The sequence below is a fragment of the Lacipirellula parvula genome (assembly GCF_009177095.1).
Taxonomy (GTDB): Bacteria; Planctomycetota; Planctomycetia; order Pirellulales; family Lacipirellulaceae; genus Lacipirellula; species Lacipirellula parvula.
Genome location: NZ_AP021861.1, coordinates 6,814,788 through 6,833,051 on the forward strand (window position 1 = coordinate 6,814,788; position 18,264 = coordinate 6,833,051).

Consider the following 18,264-nt stretch of genomic DNA (forward strand, 5'->3'; position numbering starts at 1 on the left):
CCAAAGAACGCTCTGTTCGTCCTGCTCTCATGCTCATCCTCGCCGGTTCCGGCGGGCCTTCGTCTACCAAGCTCGCCGAGTTGCTTTATTCTCCGCCGGGAAGATGAGATACTAGAAGCGGCGACCTGATCGCCAGTTGCGAGTCTTGCAACGCTAATCACCATTCTGAATTTCGGCCGCCGCTTCTGCAGCGGCCGATGTTCGCTCATCGCGGAGAAGTAAACCATGACCGCCGGACGCAGCGGGTTGCTGTTGGCAGGCTTGATCGCCGTCGCCATCGTCTTTGGATATCGAGCCAACGTCTACCAGCAGCCGACGCCAAAGCCGATGAAGTCGATCGTCTTGGTCACCGGCGGCTCCGGTCCGTTCTGGCAACTTGTCGAGCAAGGCGCCAAGAAGGCGTCGAAAGACCTCGACGTCGACGTCATCTTCAAAGCTCCGGAGGATGAGGAGAATGCAGGAGAGCAAACCGATATTCTCTCGCAGCTGAATCTCGACGAGGTCGACGGCGTAGCAATCAGCCCTCTCGATCCCGAATCGCAATCGCCGCTCATCAATCGCATGTGCGAGCACGCGCTGGTGATCACCTACGATTCCGACGCACCGCTTAGCGCCCGCGACACCTACGTCGGCGCGAGCAATTTGGCTGCAGGAAAATTAGTCGCCCAACTCGTCCGCGAAGCCGCGCCCTCTGGCGGAGAAGTCGCCTGCGTCGCCGTTAACTTCACCAAGGACAACATGAAGGAGCGTCGCGAAGGCTTCGAGAGCGGACTCGCCAAGTCGCCTAACGATGCGGCCTCAAAAGAGTCAGAAGAGTCAGAAGAAAAGCAACCGACGTATGAAATCGTCGAGTTCCTCACCGACGATAGCGACAACGACCGTTGCCGCGAACTAGCGGCGAAGCTTCTCGACGAGCATCCAAAGCTCGTCTGCTTCGTCGGCATGAACGCCCAACACGCCGGCATCTTGCTCGACGTACTCAAGGAAAAGAATCGGCTCGATCAGGTAAAGGTCGTCGGCTTCGACGAAGCGAGCGACACGCTCGACGGTATCCGCGGCGGAGAGGTCTATGCGACCGTCGTTCAAGACCCATTCCGCTATGGCTACGAATCGATCCGCCGCATCGCCACGATCTGCCGCGGCGAAGAGGGATTGCGGCCGCTGTCAGGGACGCACAGCACCTACAACATCGGCGTCCAGGCGGTGCGGAAGGACAACGTCGACGCCTTCCAGAAGCAGCTTGATGAGCGGCTGAAGAACGGCAAGGACAAGGAAGCGAAAGAGGCCGGCGGCTAGAGAGCTTCTCAAGATAACTGTTGTGGCTCCCTCCCCCTTGAGGGGAGGGCTGGGGAGGGGGTGGATCGCTGGTACCAGCTTCAGTTACCCCTCCCTAACTCTCCCCCTCAAGGGGAGGGGACCTCAGCGTTTCATTTCCGCCGTGCTTCCGGCGGCTTGCTGATGAATAGCCTTCGGAGCCCGGGGCGAGGGTGCGGCAACCATCTGCTCCACTCAGGATTCAGACGTTCTCACGTTGCCGGCCTACTTCTTCTCGGCCCCAGGCTTCGCCGCCGTGCTGGTCGGAGCGTCAAGCAGCACCAACGTGTCGATGATCGCCCGATCGGCGTCCGCGAACCGCTCTTCCGCCGACTGCTCGACCGTGACGGCAACCGTCGTCGGTCGCTTGCCTGCATCGGCGATAAAGTAGTACCGCCACTGCATCGGCACGTCGTCGACCTTGCCGACGGCGACAATCCCGAGGCACTGGTGCCCCGAAGCGTTCGCCCATTCGGTAGCCGCCTTTACCTCGCCGAGCTTGTCGCCCAGCGACTTCACGACATTATCTTCGAAGTGCTGCAGCGTCATCGGCTTGTCGGCAGGACGCACCGGCAGCGTCGTGATGTTGCAGTGGCCAAGTAATTCGCCCGCGACCATCAACCGTAGCGAGAGCGCCTCGCGTTGTTCGGCGGTGAGGAACCACGCCTTGTCGTGCATGAAGCGGTAGCCGCGGTCGGCCGACTCCAGCCGCAGGCGGCGGAGATCCGCCGGCGCCTTCGCTTTGGCGGCGTCAATCTGGGCGGTGTCGAAGGCGTCCGCTTGATTGGTCTTCGAGAGGGGCGTCATCACCAGCGACAGCTTGGCGACGACGTCGAGGCCTGGCGACACTTCGCCCGCTTTGCGGACTTCCTTGATCGCCATGTTGAACTTGGTAATCCGGCGTTCGTCGAGGTGGAACAAGTAAGCGCCGCGGAGGTCCATCTCGCTGGCAGCCCCGTCGACCGTGCCGTGGATCACGCCGGCCAGGCGGATTTGCACCTGCCGATTTTCCATGCCGGTGACGACGCTACGGACTTCGCAGACGGCGACGTTGTCCATGCCGACCAACCCGCCGATGGTTTGCGCGTCGTGGTCCCAGCCTTCCGATTCCTTTAGCGCTCGTCCGGGCAGCAGCCGCTCGATGAGCAACGAATTGCCGATGACGTTGACGAGATCGAACTCGTCACGCGTGAGCGTTTGTTCTAACCCGTTGAGGGCTGACGAACCGTCGGCGGCGACGTCGACGACAATCACGCGATCATCCTTCGCCAGCTGGCGATCGGCGCCCAGTTCGTCGGTCTTCAGCGTCGCCTTGGCCGTGAAGTAGTTCCGCAGCGAGCGGGCTGGCTTCTCGGCGTAGGACGACCAATTGATCAGCCGCTCGTCGTAGCTCATGTCCGCGACGACGCTGGTGGCTAGTTTGGCTTCGTTCCCTTCGGCGTCTTTCGCAAACAGGTCGCCGCCGACTTCCATCTTGGCGTCGACGTGGATCACGTCGCCTGCTTTCACGCCGGTCGACAGGTCATAGGCCTCGCCGGGCGCGGCCCAGCATTGCAAAACTGGCAAAGTTGCGGCGAATAAAGAAACGACGGCAACGAGGATACGCGACATTTTTTGGGTTCCGACTCTTGATTGGACGCCGGACAGTGCGAATCGATGGCGACCAGGAGGGCCGCGAAGTCCGGCGAGCGCGGCGGATCATAACGGTTAGCGGGCAATCGCCCAAGATCGGCTGGAAATTCACCGCGATCAGGCTGCCACGGTGGACAAGGATCCGCCGCCCCCTCCCCGGCAGGGGCCGATTTCGTCGACACCGCCCATCGCGGGAAACCGAGGGTTTTTGCGGAATTCCGCCCATTATTCCCGCCGGACCGGACATCGTAAGTTATCTTTCAGTAGTCACTTACGACAAACTTTTCTCATTCGGCGGAATCTATTGCGCCGAAAACCGCGAACTTTCTATCGACCCAAATCGCTCTTTCTTCGTACAACCAGTAACCCTTGAAGTCGCTAGCAACCCTCGGAATGGGGTCAAGATAGCGACCTCGAGCGGCGCGATGCGCCACCCCGGGGGAGTCGCTGGCAATCAAATGCCAAATCGCTCCACCCGCCGCAAACAAGTGGGCACGATTTTCGTACAGGAGACATCAGAGCTAATAGACGCCGTTACCGCCGTGGGCGAAGGAATCGCAAGGAACACCACGTGCCCGCCGTTTGAGGACTGTCAGAGAAGAAGGTGTACCATGCATATCGACTATAAAAGCCCGCTCGTTCGTGAGATCCGTGATCGCCAGCGGCAAGCGGCGACGCGTGAACAACTCCTTCAACGCATCGAAGCCGCCGAACGGCTGATGGCGACTGTCGACCTCGGCCAAACCTATCAACCGACCCAGGTGTTCGAGCACCTTGCCGGCGCCGAGGAGACTCCCGCCGAAGCGAGCCGCAAAATCGCCGGCCGCGACTTGGTGCACGATCTCCGCCTGCTCGTGGAAGACCTTTCCGACGTTGCCGAACTCCCGGCCGACGCCATGGGCGAGCAAGTCTTCACCGTCGAGGAACTGGCCCGCCAGTTCAACGTCTCGACGAAGACGATCTCGCGGTGGCGCGAACTTGGTCTCGTGAGCCGTCGGCTCGTGTTCGACGGCCGGAAGCGCGTTGGTTTCCTCCGTTCGAGCGTCGACCGCTTCGTGCGGAACAACGCCGAACGCGTGGAACGGGGCGCCAAGTTCAGCCAGCTGACCGACGAGCAACGGCACGAATTTATCGATCAAGCCCGCGAAATGGCTTCGAACGGCATCGGACAGGCGGAAATCGCCCGCCGGCTCGCCGAGCGGAGCGGTCGCAGCGTCGAAACGATTCGTACCGCGATTCGCCAACACGACGCGGAAAACCCCGAATTGGCGGTTTTCCCGGTCCTCGGCGGCCCGCTCACCGAACCGCAAAAGCAGAACGTTTACGAGGCCTACAGCCGCGGAGCGTCCGTCGATAAGCTTTGCAGCGACTACAACCGGACGAAGACGACGATCTATCGGGTGATCAACGAGGTTCGCGCTCAGCGGATCGTTGAGTTGCCGCTCGATTTCATCGACAACGCCCGGTTCGCTCGCAAAGGCGCCGACAACGCGATCCTCGGCCCGATGCCTCAAACCGACGAACCCTCGCGGAAGCCGCGTCGTCCCACCGGGCTGCCCCCTTACCTGGCCAGCCTGTACGAGATGCCGTTGCTCACCCGCGAGCAAGAACAACACCTGTTCCGCAAGTACAACTATCTCAAGTTCAAGGCGGCCCGCCTGCGGAAGGAGCTCGACGTCGAGCAGCCGAAGGCCCCGCTGATGGACGAGATTGAAGACCTGAACGAACAGGCCGTAGGACTGAAGAACCAAATCGCGAAGGCAAACCTCCGGTTGGTCGTGTCGATCGCCAAGCGGCACGTCACGCCCGATCAGAACTTCTTCGAACTCGTCAGCGACGGCAACGTGTCGCTGCTGCGAGCGATCGAGAAGTTCGACTACTCGCGCGGCAACAAGTTCAGCACGTACGCCAGCTGGGCGATCATGAAGAACTTTGCCCGCACGATTCCGGGAGAGTACCGCCAACGCGATCGGTTCCGCACGAGCTACGACGAACTGTTTGCCGCTACCCAAGAGGAACGCGGCAACCCAATGGTCGACGAGCGGGCGCAATCGGACCGCCTGGAGAAGATCCAGCGGATCCTGCAGAAGCTCGACGAACGGGAACAGCAGATCATCATCGGCCGGTTCGGCCTCGATCACAACCGCGAGCCGCTGACCTTGAAAGAGGTCGGCGCCGAGATGGGCGTGACCAAGGAACGGATCCGGCAGATCGAAGCCCGTGCCTTGACGAAGCTGCGTCTGGCGGCCCAGGAAGAAAAGATCTCGATCGACCTGTAAGCCCGACGCCCACAAAGCCGCGACCGCCGGTCGCGGCCGAACAACCCGAAGCCCCCCAGGCCGTCGCGGAGTCGCAAGACCTCGCGGCGGCCTTTTTTCGTGGCTTATTAAGCGACAAGTCCTCGCATATGCTTTGCTGGAAAGCCCGTGCTAGAATTCAGTTGGTAAGCGTACCCCGCTAGGATCAATAAAATGCTGAGCGAGGAAACCCTCAACGAATACCGCCGGATGACGCCGGGACAACGGTTCAACCTCACCTTGCGCGCGATTCGCGAAAGCATACCTTACCTCGATTCGGGCACGCCCGACCAAGTCGAGCGACGGTTTCAATTAATTCGGCGCGAGAACGACCTTCGCAACGAAAACATGCTGAAAGCAATGGCCCGGCTGCAGGACGCAGAATGAAGGACGTCTACGACACGCTCCTGGAGTTCGTCGAGATCCTCGATGAACTCAACGTGCGTTATGCCGTCATGGGCGGCCTAGCAGTAAGGGCATACAGCATTCCCCGCTCAACCTGGGACGTCGACCTGACGATCGGCATGGATCGCGACGACCTACCGCGATTCTTCGAAGCCGTCGAAGCACGTGGTTACTCCGTCCCCGAAGCCTATACGCGCGGTTGGGTCGATCAGGTGTCAGACATGCCGCTCGTAAAGTTCAAGGCCTACTGCGCCAGCGGAACAGTCGACGTCGACGTCTTCATCGCTGAGAACGACTTTCAGAAGTCATTGCTCGCTCGCAGTGAAATCATGACCACCGAAGTCGGTCCAGTCTCGATCGTCACGGCAGAAGATCTAATTCTGCTCAAGCTCATCGCCAACCGTCCGCGCGACCTGATCGACGTGGCCGACCTGCTTTTTATCCAAGGCAAGTTAGACGAGGACTATCTCAAGCACTGGGCCAAGCGGTTCGGCGTGCTTGAGACATTGGAAGAACGACTTGCGAATCGCCCGACGGAACGCCCGTAATCACGTCGCGCGAAATCGTATCGACGGCCCGCTCACCCTTCATCCGCATACCGCATCAGCACGTCCGCCACCTCGTCCCGCCGCCGCAGGAACGCGTCTAGCACCCGCGGATCGAACTGAGTTCCCCGCTTCTCGGCCATCGTGTCGAAGCATTCATCGACGGGGAACGAATCTTTGTAGCAACGCCGCGAGCTCAGGGCGTCGAATACGTCGGCCACGGCCGTGATACGGCCCTCAAGCGGAATCGCCTCGGCAGCGAGGCCGACGGGGTAACCGCTGCCGTCCCAATGTTCGTGGTGGCTCATCGCGATGCGGTGGGCGAGCACCAGCAGCGGCGTCGCGCCGCCGTTGGCGACGCTGAGCGGGGGCTCGCCGATCTCAAGCTGCGGTTCGTCGCCCGAGTAAGGCTGCAAGATGCGATCGCCGAACGCACAGTGGCGCTTCATCAACTCGAACTCATCGTCCGTCAGCCGCCCCGGCTTCAGCAAAATCGAATCGGGGATGCCGATCTTGCCGACGTCGTGGAGCTGTGCAGCTCGTTCAAGCAAGTCGGCGTCGTCGCCAACGATGCCGAGCTCTTCGCCAATGATCCGCGCGTAGCGGCCGACGCGAACAACGTGCAGCCCCGTATCGTTGTCGCGATACTCGGCCGCCCGAGCGAGCACGAGTCCAATCTCGCGATAGGCCTGCTCCAACAACCGCGTCCGCTCGCGCACAGCCGCTTCAAGGCTGTGGTTATACTCGACGAGCTGATCCTGGTACGCCTTCGCCGCCAGGACGTTGATGACGCGCGGCGCGAGCTCGGCCGGATCCACCGGCTTGTTCAGGAAGTCGGTTGCGCCGCGTTTGAGCGCCTCGCAGCGGACTTTGTGATCAGTCACCGCGGTAAGAATGATCGCCGGAATGTGTGCCGTCGCCGGATCGTGCCGCATCTCGTCGAGGACGTCGAGCCCCGTCACGAACGGCATCATCAGATCGAGCAGCACGCAATCGGGCTTTTCGTCGCGGATCAGCGTCATCGCCTTCCGCCCGTCGGTCGTCGTGACGAACTGCGAGAAGCCTTCGAGTTCCAAGAGCCGCCGCACGATCTTCACGTTCGTCGGCTCGTCGTCGACGACCATCAGCTTGCACTCTTTCACAAGTGCGGCGTCGGCAACGGCATGCGGCGGCTGACGCAGTGCGGCAGGCGGCGCGAGTCGTTCGGCGATGATGGTTTGCGAGCTCATAGGAATGTCGGCGATCAAGTCGATCTGGCGGCCGTCTGAATCGGGCGGCGTTAAACGACGATTAGCGGCTCCATCTCCCTCAGTTCATTGAGCAGGGCCGCCGCTTGGTCTCCCTGTCCTGCTGTGGCGCACGCCTCAAGTTCCGCGGAAACTTCCGACAGGCAAAGAAACCCGGCCGTTCCGCCGGAGCCCTTCAGCCCATGGACGTGCTGCTGCAGTTCTTCGTAGTTTTCTTCGGCCAACGCCTGCTCCATCGCGTCAAGCCGCGCTGAAATGCTGTCGACGAACTCGGCGACGATCTCGCGCAGCATGGCGTCGTCGGTTGGCAGGGTCGAACGAATCGGCCCGTTCAAAGCGCGTTTGATCCTGAGCTCCTTCTCGCCTCGTACGCTCAGCCCGCGACGCCCTTCCGCCCCGATCGCGGCCTCGATCGTCCGCACAAGATCGTCGACGTTCAGCGGCTTCGAGAGATAACCCGAGCAACCGGCGTACGTGCACTTCTCGCGATCGCCCTTCATGGCGTGCGCCGTGAGGGCGATGATCGGTTTCTCGAACCCGAGCGAACGAAGCTTGCGCGTCGCTGCGTAGCCGTCCATCTGCGGCATCTGCATGTCCATCAAGACGACGTCGAACTCATCCGCGAGGGCCAACCGACAAGCCATCTCGCCGTTTTCGACCGCTTGCACCTCGGCCCCGTGGCGAGCAAGAAAGACCTGGATTAGCTTGCGGTTGGTTTCGCCGTCGTCGGCCAGCAAGACGCGCACGCCGCGCAGATTGGCGGTCGTTGGAACGTCGACGTAGTCGCCGGTCGGCGTCTCTGGCGGCGATTCGAGCATGCGCACGTGCCGCAGGTCGCCGATCGCGAGCCGCACGGTGAACGTTGTTCCGCATCCCAGTTCGCTCGCGACGGAAAGCTCGCCACCCAGCGCCGTGACGATGTTCTTGCAAATCGTCAGCCCCAGGCCGGTGCCGCCGTAGCGGCGCGTCATCGAGCTATCGGCCTGCACGAACGGCTGGAACACGTCCTCCAACTTTTTAGCATCGATGCCGATGCCGGTGTCGCGGACTTCCAGCACCAGATGGCAACCGTCCGCTTCGCGCTCGGCGCGAGCCACGATCATCACGCTTCCCTGCTCGGTGAACTTGATCGCGTTCCCCACGAGGTTGAGCAACAACTGCCGCACGCGATGCGGGTCGGTCGCCACCGACTCCGGTATGGCGCCGTCCCAGCGATAGTTTAGTACGATCCCCTTCTCGACGGCTCGCACTCGCAGCAGCGACACCACTTCGGCGATCAGCTGATGGGGCGAGAAGCGGGCTTGCTCGACTTGCAGTTTACCCGCTTCGATCTTCGACAGGTCGAGGACGTTGTTGATCAGTTCCAGCAAATGGCGGGCGCTGGTGCGAATCGTATCGGCATAGTCGCGACGAGTTCGCTCATCCCCTTCGTCGGCGTTGCGAACCAGCAATTCTGCGAAACCAAGAATGCTGTTCAGCGGCGTGCGAATCTCGTGGCTCATGTTGGCCAGGAACTCGCTCTTTGTACGGTTGGCGGCCTCGGCCTCTTCCATCGCCCGCTGCATGTCGAGTTCGTGCGATTTGCGGTCGGTAATGTCCCGCACGAACGCGCAGAAGGTCGTTTCTTCGCTACCATGAATCAACACGATGGCGAGTTCGACGGCGAACGGCCGGCCATTCCGGTCAACGCATTCCATCTCGAACCGCTGCGGCGAAGCCTGTCCCGCCTGCGTTTTGGAAAGTTCCCGCAAACCTTCCAGGTACTGCTGGCGATCGTGCTCCGGGATGACGAGTTGATCGAACCGACGCCCTGCCGCCTCTTGCACCGTCCAGCCAAAAAGTCGTTCAGCGGGGCCGTTGAGGTTCAGCACGTCGCCCCGTGCATCGAGTTCAACCACCGCGTCGAGCGAGCCATCGATAATCGAGCGCTCTTTCTCGAACGAACGATGCACCTGCGCCGAATAGCGTTGCAAATCTTCGTGATGCCGCTCAGCCAGCGCCGTCTGCAGCGCGTTGTTTTCCATTTCTTCGGTGCTCTTGCGAATCGTAATCAGCAAGAACAAATCTTCGAACAGCACCCAGCCGGTGTGCTCGACCCACCGCCATTCGTCGGCAATCGCGACGCCAAACACCGACTGCGGCCAGAAGACGCCGCGAATCAAATGGTCGGCGCCCACCAGAGCGGTCGCGACCATCAGAATCCCCCAGTCGCGATAGGCGGCGAGAAATGCGAGCGAACCGAACACGTGAAAGTGCGTTTCCAGGCGCCCGCCGCTCACTTGCACCAGCAGCGACGAAAACAGCATCTGCGCCACCGCGATGACGTATCGCGTCACCGTCCGCCCCGGCATGCGCCAGGCCATCCACACCGGCAGCGACGAAATAATGCCCCCGCCGATCAGCGCAAACCACACGTGCGGATGAACAGTGGCCTTCGCCCCCGACCAAGTCTGCGGCGAGACGCAAAGCGCCGTGCCGACGGCCCCGACCCACTGGACGATCATCAACACCGCAAACATCCGGTCGATGCGGCGGTAAATGTGCAATTCGCGCTGCTGGAGAATCTCCTGCGCGCGGCTCTGAATCTGAACATCGTCCGTACGGGCGATCATCGTGCGTCGCCCTCAGCGGCCGTATCGAGTTTTTCGACCGAGTCGCTCGACGACGCGCCCTCGGCGCTGCCGACCGCCGCCTCGCGCGACGGCTCTTCGCGAACGACGCTGCAACCAAAGGCGGGAACGGACGGGGCGTTGGCGTCGGGGTTGATCAGCAGATCGGCCACGGCTTGAATGCCGGCGTTGTGTCCGTCATGGCCGCGAGCCATCGTGACGCCCCCGGCGTAGAGCCGCCGGCCATCGACGTCGTACAGCATCACGGTGCCGCTCAAGCGGGCGCCAAATCTCGCCGCTTCCACTCCGCCGGCGTCATGAAACACATACGAATTGGGCAATCGCGGAATGCTGTTCAAGAGCGGCGTCGACTCCCACAGTCTTCCGGTTGACCGCGGCGCCGACGCGACGACGCAAATCGTCGGCAACAACCGCGCCGGAACAAGCGTCGTCAACCGCTCCAGTTGTTCGACCGTCGCTTGCGAGCAAGCGCAGTGCGGATGCAGAAACAGCAACAGCATCGGCTGCTGCTTGCTGCGAACGATCGTCGAGTCCGCCGGCCAGACGGCAGGCGTGTCTCCGGCAGCCAGACGTTCGCCGACGAAACCAAACGATGTGATCCCGTACCACGCCGACAACGACGCGCCGAGCCATGCGACGAGCGCAAGGGCAATCAGCCACGACGTCTGGCCAACGGTTCGGGTTGGAAAGTTGGTTTCGTGCATAGCAGTGACGCAAAAAGTCTACGGCGCTGTGGCGAAACAGGCGTTTCCCGCCCGTTCCCCGTTGCCGCGATCTCAGAATCTAGGTCAGCCGCCTCCCTTTCTCCGGCGTCCTGCGGTAAACCAATCGTTCCGGCGGCGTCCGGCGATGCCGATTACAATGACGACGCCGGTTTTGACCGTCCCCATTCTTCCACAACTCGCGATATGACGATCTCACATCTCCTTTGCAACTTCTTGCTGTTCTGCTTGCTACTTTCGCCGCTCGCTTCGCAAGCCGAAGAGAGTCGCTTCGCAACGGTCGAACCGGACATGCGGATCTACGCGAACGCGCCGACCCCGCTAGCGGCTCCGACCGAAATTTCGCCCGGCCGGGTAATGATCTTCGCCCTGCCGAATGGCAACACGCTGGAGCAGACGCTCGGTTGCCAGCTAGCCGATGGGCTCGATTGGCACTACGACATTCAGCATGTCCTCGCACAAACGCGGCTGCTCCGTACGCTGGCCCCCGAAGAGCCACTCACGCTGGTGTGCGCGGAAGCGAAGGGACTCAGCTGGCCGTCATGGCGCGGTAGTCGCGCCGACGGCAACGCGCGGATCGCCGCCCTCGCTGATGAGTGGCGCCGCGAGTTCGGCGGCGACGACGCCCGCGTGACGCTCACCGGCCACAGCGGCGGCGGCAGTTTTATTTTTGGCGTCATCGAAGGGAACGACGAAATTCCAGCGTGGATCGATCGCATCGCTATCCTCGACGCGAACTATTCGTTCGACGCCGCAAAGCATGGCGCCAAGCTCATTCGCTGGCTGCAGGGGGATGAGTCCCGTCGGCTGATCGTCCTCGCCTACGACGATCGCAACATCGAATTCCAAGGCAAAAAAGTCGTCGGCCCCGACGGCGGCACGTTCCGTGCAACGCAGCGGATGGTCGAAGCCTTCAAGCCCGCCTTCGCAATCGAAGAGCGCAAAACGGGGCCGTTCACAGAACACTATGGCCTCGACGGACGCGTGCGGTTCTACGTCCACCCCAACCCGGAGAACAAAATTCTCCACACAGCGCTCGTCGGCGATATGAACGGCCTCGTTCACACGCAAACTCTGGGAACAGCCGCCGAAGAAACCTGGGGAACGTTCGGTGGGCCGCGAGCTTACACGAAGTTTGTCGAAGCAAAACCGATTGTCGACGAATCACGTATGCCAAAGCCAACGGCTGCCGATTCCAACGCGAAGGCGGCGCCACTCCCCGTTCGCGAAATCACGACGATCCCGCCCCGCCCTGCCGACGCCCTCGGCGGCACAGCGTTCATGGCGAAGTTGGCCGATTTGCCGCGCGAAAAGCGCGAAGCGGCGATCCTCGCCGAGCTCGCCGCGGGCAACGTGCCGGCATTCTTGCGGCAGTTCAAACAGGTTCCAATTTCCGCCGGCGAGGTGCAGGGCACGATCGAAGTCGCCCCCGACTACCTCGCCGTCGGCAGCGACGATGATTTCGTCCGCCTGCCGGTGACGCCGCAGACGGCTCAAGCCATCGCAGACAAATTCGAGTGCGTTCTGCCGACCCGTAAAATGGTCGACGCGATCGACGCCGGCGGCGAAGTCCGTCTCGCGCCGCAACCGCTGACGGAAGATCGCGAGTCGGTCGCCGCGTTTCTGCTATCCAACGAAAAAATCGAAGCCCAGCGGAAGGGGCAGCCGCTTGGCCCTCTTACCATCGGCGGCAAGAAAGACGTCGTCGTGTCGCCCAAGATGTACGAGCGACCGGATCGTCTCGTGATCTACGGCTGGCGCCAACTCAACGGCCAACCGATACAGCCCCTCACCAACGTCCACGTCGATTGGTACGTCGACTACAGTCATGGCGTCCGGCTCGTGCGCGACGAAATCACGATCGACGGCAAGCAGCTCAAAATTGCAGAGCTACTGCGCGACCCGGAACGATGCGCGATCGTGAGCGACGAAGGCGTCGTCGATCCATCTCGCTACCCTACGAAACCGTAACCATCAGCGGCGCGCACGGGTTGCGGTTACCCCCAACGGCAGCATGCCAGCGCTGCAATCTCGCGCGTTGTCGAGCGACGTCTGCGCAACGGCGCGATCGGTTCCGTCGCCGCCTCGCTGTGCGCCATTTACAATCCAAGAGTACTGGCGGCGCTCGATCCAGCCCCTCTGCTCTCTGACGGAACAATAGAAGATGCTTCGTTTCCGCCTCGGTCTGCGCTGCGCCGCGTGCGCTCTCATCAGCTCATTGCTGTCGACGTCGACGACAGTCGCCCAGATCACCATCGATGCGAACTTCGACTCCGGCTCGCTGAAAAGCTATTCCGTCACCCGCGCGGCCATCAACCTCGTCGGCCGCGACAGCTACGCCTTCGGCCAACATCCGCTCGGCGGCGACCATTGGCGGTGGATGTACTTCAAAGCCACCGGCGTGCTGAACACGAATCCGACCTTCTCGGTTGCCGGCGAGTTCGGCGGCGATAACACCGACTATCCGCCGACGCTCGCGAATCACGAACTTGCCGATCACGAGATGGTCTACTCGTACGACGGCGTGAACTGGGAATTCTTCCCCCACGCGAACAACACGCTGCAAAACATCGGCGACGGCAATTCAGCCAACGACCTCTTCACGTTCAACCTCGGTTCCAATTTCACGCAGAACGAGGTCTACGTCGCTTACGCCATTCCCTACACCTACGCCCGCAGCACGGCCCACACGCAGAAGGTAATCGCCTCGCCCTGGGCGACGCCGACGGCTTCCGGCAACGCGAATGGCGTGATCGGCCAATCGCCGGCAGGGGTCGACGACATTGGCCGCTCGATCCCCGCCCTCGACCTCTACGCCTACCGCATCACGAACCCTGCGACAGACTCCGCGACGCCGAAGCATCGGGTGATGATCGCCACCGGTCAGCACGCATCGGAAACGCTCGGCATCTACACCTACGAAGGGCTCGTCGATTGGTTGATCTCCGACGACCCGCGCGCCGCAGCGCTTCGCGATAAAACAGAGATTCTCGGCTATCCGACGCTCAACGCCTCGGGGCGCTACGCAGGCCTGAATCGTTCGATGCTGCAGTGGCAGAACACCGACTCGAACGGCTACTGGTATCCCAATGCCGTCTCCTCGAGCGACTACGTTTCGCCCCAGCGGACGGAGCAGATGATCAACGGCGAAGCGATGCGGGCCGACAAAGCCGCCACGCCGGGCGCCGTGACTGATCTGTTCTTGGACTTCCACTCCTCCGTCCCCGACTACAACATCGCCGGGCCCAACGGCGAAGGGGGCGGCGGCCGCGACGATTGGGGCTACATCACCAACAACGCCGCGTCGCTGAACAACCCGTGGTGGCTGGCGCTCAAGGAACTGCAACCCAATCTGCTCGAAGAAACCTCCGGCACGACGGCCGCCAGCAAGACGCTCACCGGTTTCGCGCTCGGCTTCCTCAACGCGCAGATGTCGGTCACGCTCGAGAATCAGTTTGGCATCAGCCGACCGATCTCTTTCTACCAAGACTACGGCAAGAACGTCGGCCTCGCGATGTACGAAGCGTGGATCCGCGTCGACAATCCGCTGGCGGCCGACTTCGACGAAGACGGCGACGTCGACGCAGGCGATCTCGCCGCCTGGAAACTCGGCTTCGGCACGCTGTCAGACGCCCAGCACTACCAAGGCGACGCGAACAACGACGGCGTCGTCGACGGCGCCGACCTGCTCGTCTGGCAGCGGCAGTTCGGCGGGACGTCGCCTCCCATTGCAATCCCAGAACCCACAGGAGTACTACAGCTTTTTACTGGACTTATGTTCATGTCGCTGCTATGGTATCAATCGCACCGCCGATTGTTACTGAAACACGAACTCCAACTAGCCCCGACCTAGCTAGGTCGGGGCTGCTTCAAACGGAGCAACGCCCTTGCCTTGCTACCTCTTCACCTGGCATGCCTACGGCACGTGGATGCCTGATCGCCCGCAAGGCTATGTAAAAAAGAGGCAAGGCGTTTTGCCTCCCGACCCAGAACAAGCTCGCCGCTATCGAGCACGGCAGAAAGAGCCAACGGCTAGCTTCGCTTCAACTGAACAGCGCCTAATCATCGACGAATCGCTCATCGCCGCCGAAAAACGCCGCTTCCGCCTCCACGGCGTCGCGACCGAGCCTACGCATCTGCATTTACTACTGAGTTGGCGCGACGAACGAACGTTCGAATTGTTGCGTCGCGGGGTGCGTGAATCAATTTCGCGGCGATTGAACGCACACCTACGCCACCGCTGGCTAGAGCAAGGCGGCAGCCGCAAACAAGTGCGCGAGCAGTCGCACTTCAACTATCTGATGGCGACGTACCTGCCAAAACACCACGGCTGGAAGTGGCGCGAAGGCCTTGGCTTCTATCAATGAGACTTTCTAATTCGCGGCGCAATCATTCAACGCGCAGCGAATAGCCCCGACCTAGCTAGGTCGGGGCTAGTTTGAGCTGAAGATGCGTACGAGCGCGAGCTCTCAAAGAAGCGTGCAAGAAGCCCGCTTATTCCTTGACGCGTTCTTCGGTCACTTCATCAAGCGCCGGTTCTTGGCGTTCCTCCTCAACTGCTTCCAACGCCTTAAGTCGCTCCTGCAGCTTTTTGAGTTCCTCTTCAGCCGCCAGCAGCTTCTTCAGTTCATCCTTCGGCACGACGCTGAACTCTTGGCCGTTAGATGAAATTTCGGGAACAAATCCTTTCGGCAGCGGCGGGGCAATCGGCGCCGTCTTGAACTGCGGCGGAGCCGGTGCGGGCGGGGCGGTGAGCACCATATCGGGCGCGTCTGGGGTGGCCTTAAAGTGGATGACTCCCGGCCGAACTTCAACCCTCGGCGCGGCCAATTTCGCGGGCCGAGCCTCGCGCACCTTCCGTTCAACTCGGTCAAGTTCGACGCGAGCTCGCTCCTTGGCCTTGATCGTCGCTGCCACCTGTGCTTCGGCGGCCGCCTTCATCGCGTTGTGCTGCGCCTTGATGGCCTGCAGTTCCGCCACCTTGGCAAGTTCGTGGACCTGCTCGACCTTGAAGTGGACGTTCTTCCTCGCTTCGTCATCCTCTGCGGCGGCCTTCGCCTCAAGGGACTCCTTCACCCGCTGAGCATTCATCTCGCATAACTTCACTTCGGCTAGCGTGAGATCTTTCTCTGCGGAGAGTTCGAGGATCTCTCCTTCGTTTTGCTTGGCGATGCCTTGCTCGGCCAACGCCGTCGTGTGCTGGACTTTGAATTGGATCGCCTCGGCCTTCTTCTTCAGCCCCTCCGCCTTCAGAGCCCAATACTCCCCTTCGAGCTTCAGCGTCGCTACGCTGCCGCCGGACACCGGCGAGGCGCTGGTCTCAAATCGGGGCACAAGCACGTCCGCCGGCGGCGGCGTGAACTGTGTAGTGCGTCCATAGGCGAATGCCTGCACCTGTGGCGCCCCGTCCGCAACCGTCTGCCATGATTGAACTGGAACGGACATTTCCACCGGTACTTCGTTGGTAACCGTCACCGCGGCGATGTTCTCCGCCGCGACGGTATTGGGTGCAGGCGTCGGATTTGGACTTGGGCTCGCCTGTGCGCCCTGCTCCGGCGACGTGGTCGCTACCGCGGCGTCAGTCACCACATCGACCAGATCAGCAGTCAGCGTCTGCACTTCTGATACGAGCGCCACGGCGTTTTCTTCAATCGCTTTCTCTTCGAGCTTCGCGCCGCTCTCGCCATCGACGTTCGTCGAGATGATCACGACGTTTCCATCGCCGCCCGCCTTCCCCTTCGGCGGATCAGCCTCGGCGACGGCGAGCATCCCTACGGCCAGGCAAACTCCCAGCACGCCAACGGCGGGCTTCGATGCAGCGGCGATCGTCATGGCAAGGATTCCCTTTTCAGCGAGTGAACAAGCGGCGCCGCCCTTCAGCGGCGCCCCTTTGATAACCATTGAGGCAAGTTTTGATTTCACGGCGAAGCCCATGCCGAGCGTCGCGGTCGACGCCACCAGGCCCGGCGTCGCGGCCGGAGCGCTCGACGCCGTCGATTGCACAATCCCCAGCGCCGCCGAGAGCGCGACGCCGCGGCGAAGCAGTCGCGAACGCAGCAGCCGCGTTCCGCGAGCGAGCAACCCTTTGATCGTTTGCGTGCTAACGCCCAACTGCTCGGCCGCCTCGCTCCGCGTGCGACCTTCCATGTAGCAGAGGACCAGCGGCTGCTGGTACCTGGCCGGCAGTGAGTTGAGTTCATCGAGTAGTCGCAACGCCTGCTCGTTCCGCTCGATGTCGGTCAGCTGATCGTCGAGCGAAGGAATGTCGGCCAGCAGCGGCGCTTCATTCCGCCGGCGATGCCGCGAGTGAGCGAGCAGCGCCGTCCGGTAAGCAACGCGGTAGAGCCAGCCTGCGGCGCTCTCGGTGGCGCGAATCGAGCGCGACTTCCGGGCGAGAATCAAAAATGTGGCTTGAAAGGCGTCCTCGACGTCTTGCTGATGACGGAGGATTTGCGAACAGACGCTCCACACCATGTTGGCGTGGGTTTCCACCACCTGGGCGAACGCCCGCTCGTCGCGGTAGCGTTGAAACCGCATCAACTGCTCGCCATCGGTCGGCGCGACGACCGGGGCGTCGACGGCCTGCCCTTCCGCAAAAGGGGCGTCGAAATCGGCGGTAGGTAAGAAGTCTGGCATCCGGCGGCGTCTCTCCACCCCATTAGAGGCCGGAACCGCCGCCGCGGACTGCGGAATTTTTAGAAAAAAGATAGCCGCTAGCGAGCGTGCTTTACTGGATTGGGTGCCACTGGCGTGTCGCCAGTGGGAAGTACCGGAACGCGACGACGACTGTTGGATGCGAAGCGGCCTAAAAAACAAGGCTGCCTGCTGCTCGCGATTGATTGTTAGTTAGTACCCGCTTCCGCACTGGCAAGATGCCAGTGGCACCCCCCACGCCGTGATATGTCATCCCTACTTCAAACCGACCCCCGGACGGAGCCCGGGGCTAGTGGGATGGCGGTCAGGTTACTTCCGCCCGTAGATCGCCTTCAACTGTCCCGCCGTCTCATCCGGCGCCGTCGCCTCGATCACCCGGGCGACTTCCTCGGCCGACATTCCGCGGTCCAGCATCTCTCGCTTCAGTTCCGCCTCGATCCGCCGCTGGTGTGCCTTCGAGACGACCGACGAAATCAGGCAAGCAAGCGTGACGATCACCCCCGTGAGGCACCCGATGCCGACAATCAGCAGCGAAAACCGCTGGTCGGATTCCAATCCCATGAACTTCTCTGTCCAGGGATCTATGGGTGGCGGGATTGAAACCTGGCCAAGAACTAAGGAGAGAGGGTGGAGATTCATCGTCGTTCACACCGCTTGAGTGGGCGCCGCCGGCTAGGACCGCCTGCCAGGCTACGAGTCGAACAAACGACCGCCCACGCCTGTTGTAGTATATCTGTCCCTGGCCATTCGTCGCCGCGGGTCAAATCTTGGCGCCTTCCGCCAGATTCGCCAGCCGCCATTCGGGGGGAGGCGTGAAC

13 protein-coding genes are annotated in these 18,264 nt (G+C 61.7%); 7 read left to right on the forward strand and 6 right to left on the reverse strand.

All coding sequences use genetic code 11. The features are described from left to right. Positions 1-225: 225 nt before the first annotated feature. Positions 226-1,296, forward strand: coding sequence for a substrate-binding domain-containing protein (locus PLANPX_RS26665; RefSeq protein ID WP_152101661.1), 1,071 nt, complete (start codon positions 226-228; stop codon positions 1,294-1,296). Positions 1,297-1,539: 243 nt separating this feature from the next. On the opposite strand, the gene PLANPX_RS26670 is transcribed toward PLANPX_RS26665, so the two are convergent. Further along, positions 1,540-2,925 carry a hypothetical protein gene (locus PLANPX_RS26670; protein ID WP_152101662.1) on the reverse strand — a complete coding sequence of 462 codons (1,386 nt, stop codon included), beginning with the start codon at positions 2,923-2,925 and terminating at the stop codon, positions 1,540-1,542. A gap of 632 nt (positions 2,926-3,557) precedes the next feature. Between PLANPX_RS26670 and PLANPX_RS26675 the strand changes: the two genes are divergently transcribed. From PLANPX_RS26675 to PLANPX_RS26685, 3 genes are all read left to right on the forward strand, one after another. Next, on the forward strand, positions 3,558-5,225 hold the full coding sequence (locus PLANPX_RS26675) for a sigma-70 family RNA polymerase sigma factor (RefSeq protein ID WP_152101663.1): 1,668 nt from the start codon (positions 3,558-3,560) through the stop codon (positions 5,223-5,225). A 192-nt stretch (positions 5,226-5,417) separates the two neighbouring features. Beyond that, positions 5,418-5,630 carry a hypothetical protein gene (locus PLANPX_RS26680; RefSeq protein WP_152101664.1) on the forward strand — a complete coding sequence of 71 codons (213 nt, stop codon included), beginning with the start codon at positions 5,418-5,420 and terminating at the stop codon, positions 5,628-5,630. Beyond that, complete coding sequence (locus PLANPX_RS26685) at positions 5,627-6,196, forward strand: nucleotidyl transferase AbiEii/AbiGii toxin family protein (RefSeq protein WP_152101665.1); 570 nt, start codon at positions 5,627-5,629, stop codon at positions 6,194-6,196. The genes PLANPX_RS26680 and PLANPX_RS26685 overlap by 4 nt, the downstream gene beginning before the upstream one ends. 32 nt (positions 6,197-6,228) lie before the next feature. On the opposite strand, the gene PLANPX_RS26690 is transcribed toward PLANPX_RS26685, so the two are convergent. From PLANPX_RS26690 to PLANPX_RS26700, 3 genes are read right to left on the reverse strand one after another with little or no spacing between them, the layout of a single operon-like run. Further along, entirely contained in the window at positions 6,229-7,422 is a 1,194-nt protein-coding gene (locus PLANPX_RS26690) for an HD domain-containing phosphohydrolase (protein WP_152101666.1), read from the reverse strand. A gap of 50 nt (positions 7,423-7,472) precedes the next feature. Next, the gene (locus tag PLANPX_RS26695) at positions 7,473-10,052 is read right to left on the reverse strand and encodes a hybrid sensor histidine kinase/response regulator (RefSeq protein ID WP_152101667.1); all 2,580 of its coding nucleotides are present in this window, start codon (positions 10,050-10,052) and stop codon (positions 7,473-7,475) included. Continuing rightward, a complete protein-coding gene (locus PLANPX_RS26700) occupies positions 10,049-10,774 on the reverse strand; it encodes a hypothetical protein (protein WP_152101668.1) in 726 nt (241 codons plus the stop codon). Before PLANPX_RS26700 ends, PLANPX_RS26695 begins: the two co-directional genes overlap by 4 nt. A gap of 204 nt (positions 10,775-10,978) precedes the next feature. On the opposite strand from PLANPX_RS26700, the gene PLANPX_RS26705 reads away from it, so the two are divergent. The 3 genes from PLANPX_RS26705 to PLANPX_RS26715 all read left to right on the forward strand — a co-directional run bounded on the left by PLANPX_RS26705 (position 10,979) and on the right by PLANPX_RS26715 (position 15,159). After that, the gene (locus tag PLANPX_RS26705; protein ID WP_152101669.1) at positions 10,979-12,763 is read left to right on the forward strand and encodes a hypothetical protein; all 1,785 of its coding nucleotides are present in this window, start codon (positions 10,979-10,981) and stop codon (positions 12,761-12,763) included. Between the two features lie 193 nt (positions 12,764-12,956). Next, on the forward strand, positions 12,957-14,645 hold the full coding sequence (locus tag PLANPX_RS26710) for a M14 family zinc carboxypeptidase (protein WP_152101670.1): 1,689 nt from the start codon (positions 12,957-12,959) through the stop codon (positions 14,643-14,645). A gap of 34 nt (positions 14,646-14,679) precedes the next feature. After that, entirely contained in the window at positions 14,680-15,159 is a 480-nt protein-coding gene (locus PLANPX_RS26715) for a hypothetical protein (protein ID WP_152101671.1), read from the forward strand. 127 nt (positions 15,160-15,286) lie between these two features. Here the strand turns inward: PLANPX_RS26715 and PLANPX_RS26720 are convergent, their stop codons facing one another. Together PLANPX_RS26720 and PLANPX_RS26725 are read right to left on the reverse strand one after the other, a co-directional pair. Beyond that, positions 15,287-17,428: a sigma-70 family RNA polymerase sigma factor gene (locus PLANPX_RS26720; protein WP_152101672.1), complete on the reverse strand. Its 2,142-nt coding sequence runs from the start codon at positions 17,426-17,428 to the stop codon at positions 15,287-15,289. Positions 17,429-17,755: 327 nt separating this feature from the next. Then, the gene (locus PLANPX_RS26725; protein ID WP_152101673.1) at positions 17,756-18,007 is read right to left on the reverse strand and encodes a hypothetical protein; all 252 of its coding nucleotides are present in this window, start codon (positions 18,005-18,007) and stop codon (positions 17,756-17,758) included. Positions 18,008-18,264 lie beyond the last annotated feature (257 nt).

Coding starts and splice junctions, on each gene's coding strand:
- PLANPX_RS26665 (WP_152101661.1), top strand. CDS start 226: ATGACCGCCGGACGCAGCGGGTTGCTGTTGGCAGGCTTGATCGCCGTC.
- PLANPX_RS26670 (WP_152101662.1), bottom strand. CDS start 2,925: ATGTCGCGTATCCTCGTTGCCGTCGTTTCTTTATTCGCCGCAACTTTG.
- PLANPX_RS26675 (WP_152101663.1), top strand. CDS start 3,558: ATGCATATCGACTATAAAAGCCCGCTCGTTCGTGAGATCCGTGATCGC.
- PLANPX_RS26680 (WP_152101664.1), top strand. CDS start 5,418: ATGCTGAGCGAGGAAACCCTCAACGAATACCGCCGGATGACGCCGGGA.
- PLANPX_RS26685 (WP_152101665.1), top strand. CDS start 5,627: ATGAAGGACGTCTACGACACGCTCCTGGAGTTCGTCGAGATCCTCGAT.
- PLANPX_RS26690 (WP_152101666.1), bottom strand. CDS start 7,422: ATGAGCTCGCAAACCATCATCGCCGAACGACTCGCGCCGCCTGCCGCA.
- PLANPX_RS26695 (WP_152101667.1), bottom strand. CDS start 10,052: ATGATCGCCCGTACGGACGATGTTCAGATTCAGAGCCGCGCGCAGGAG.
- PLANPX_RS26700 (WP_152101668.1), bottom strand. CDS start 10,774: ATGCACGAAACCAACTTTCCAACCCGAACCGTTGGCCAGACGTCGTGG.
- PLANPX_RS26705 (WP_152101669.1), top strand. CDS start 10,979: ATGACGATCTCACATCTCCTTTGCAACTTCTTGCTGTTCTGCTTGCTA.
- PLANPX_RS26710 (WP_152101670.1), top strand. CDS start 12,957: ATGCTTCGTTTCCGCCTCGGTCTGCGCTGCGCCGCGTGCGCTCTCATC.
- PLANPX_RS26720 (WP_152101672.1), bottom strand. CDS start 17,428: ATGCCAGACTTCTTACCTACCGCCGATTTCGACGCCCCTTTTGCGGAA.
- PLANPX_RS26725 (WP_152101673.1), bottom strand. CDS start 18,007: ATGGGATTGGAATCCGACCAGCGGTTTTCGCTGCTGATTGTCGGCATC.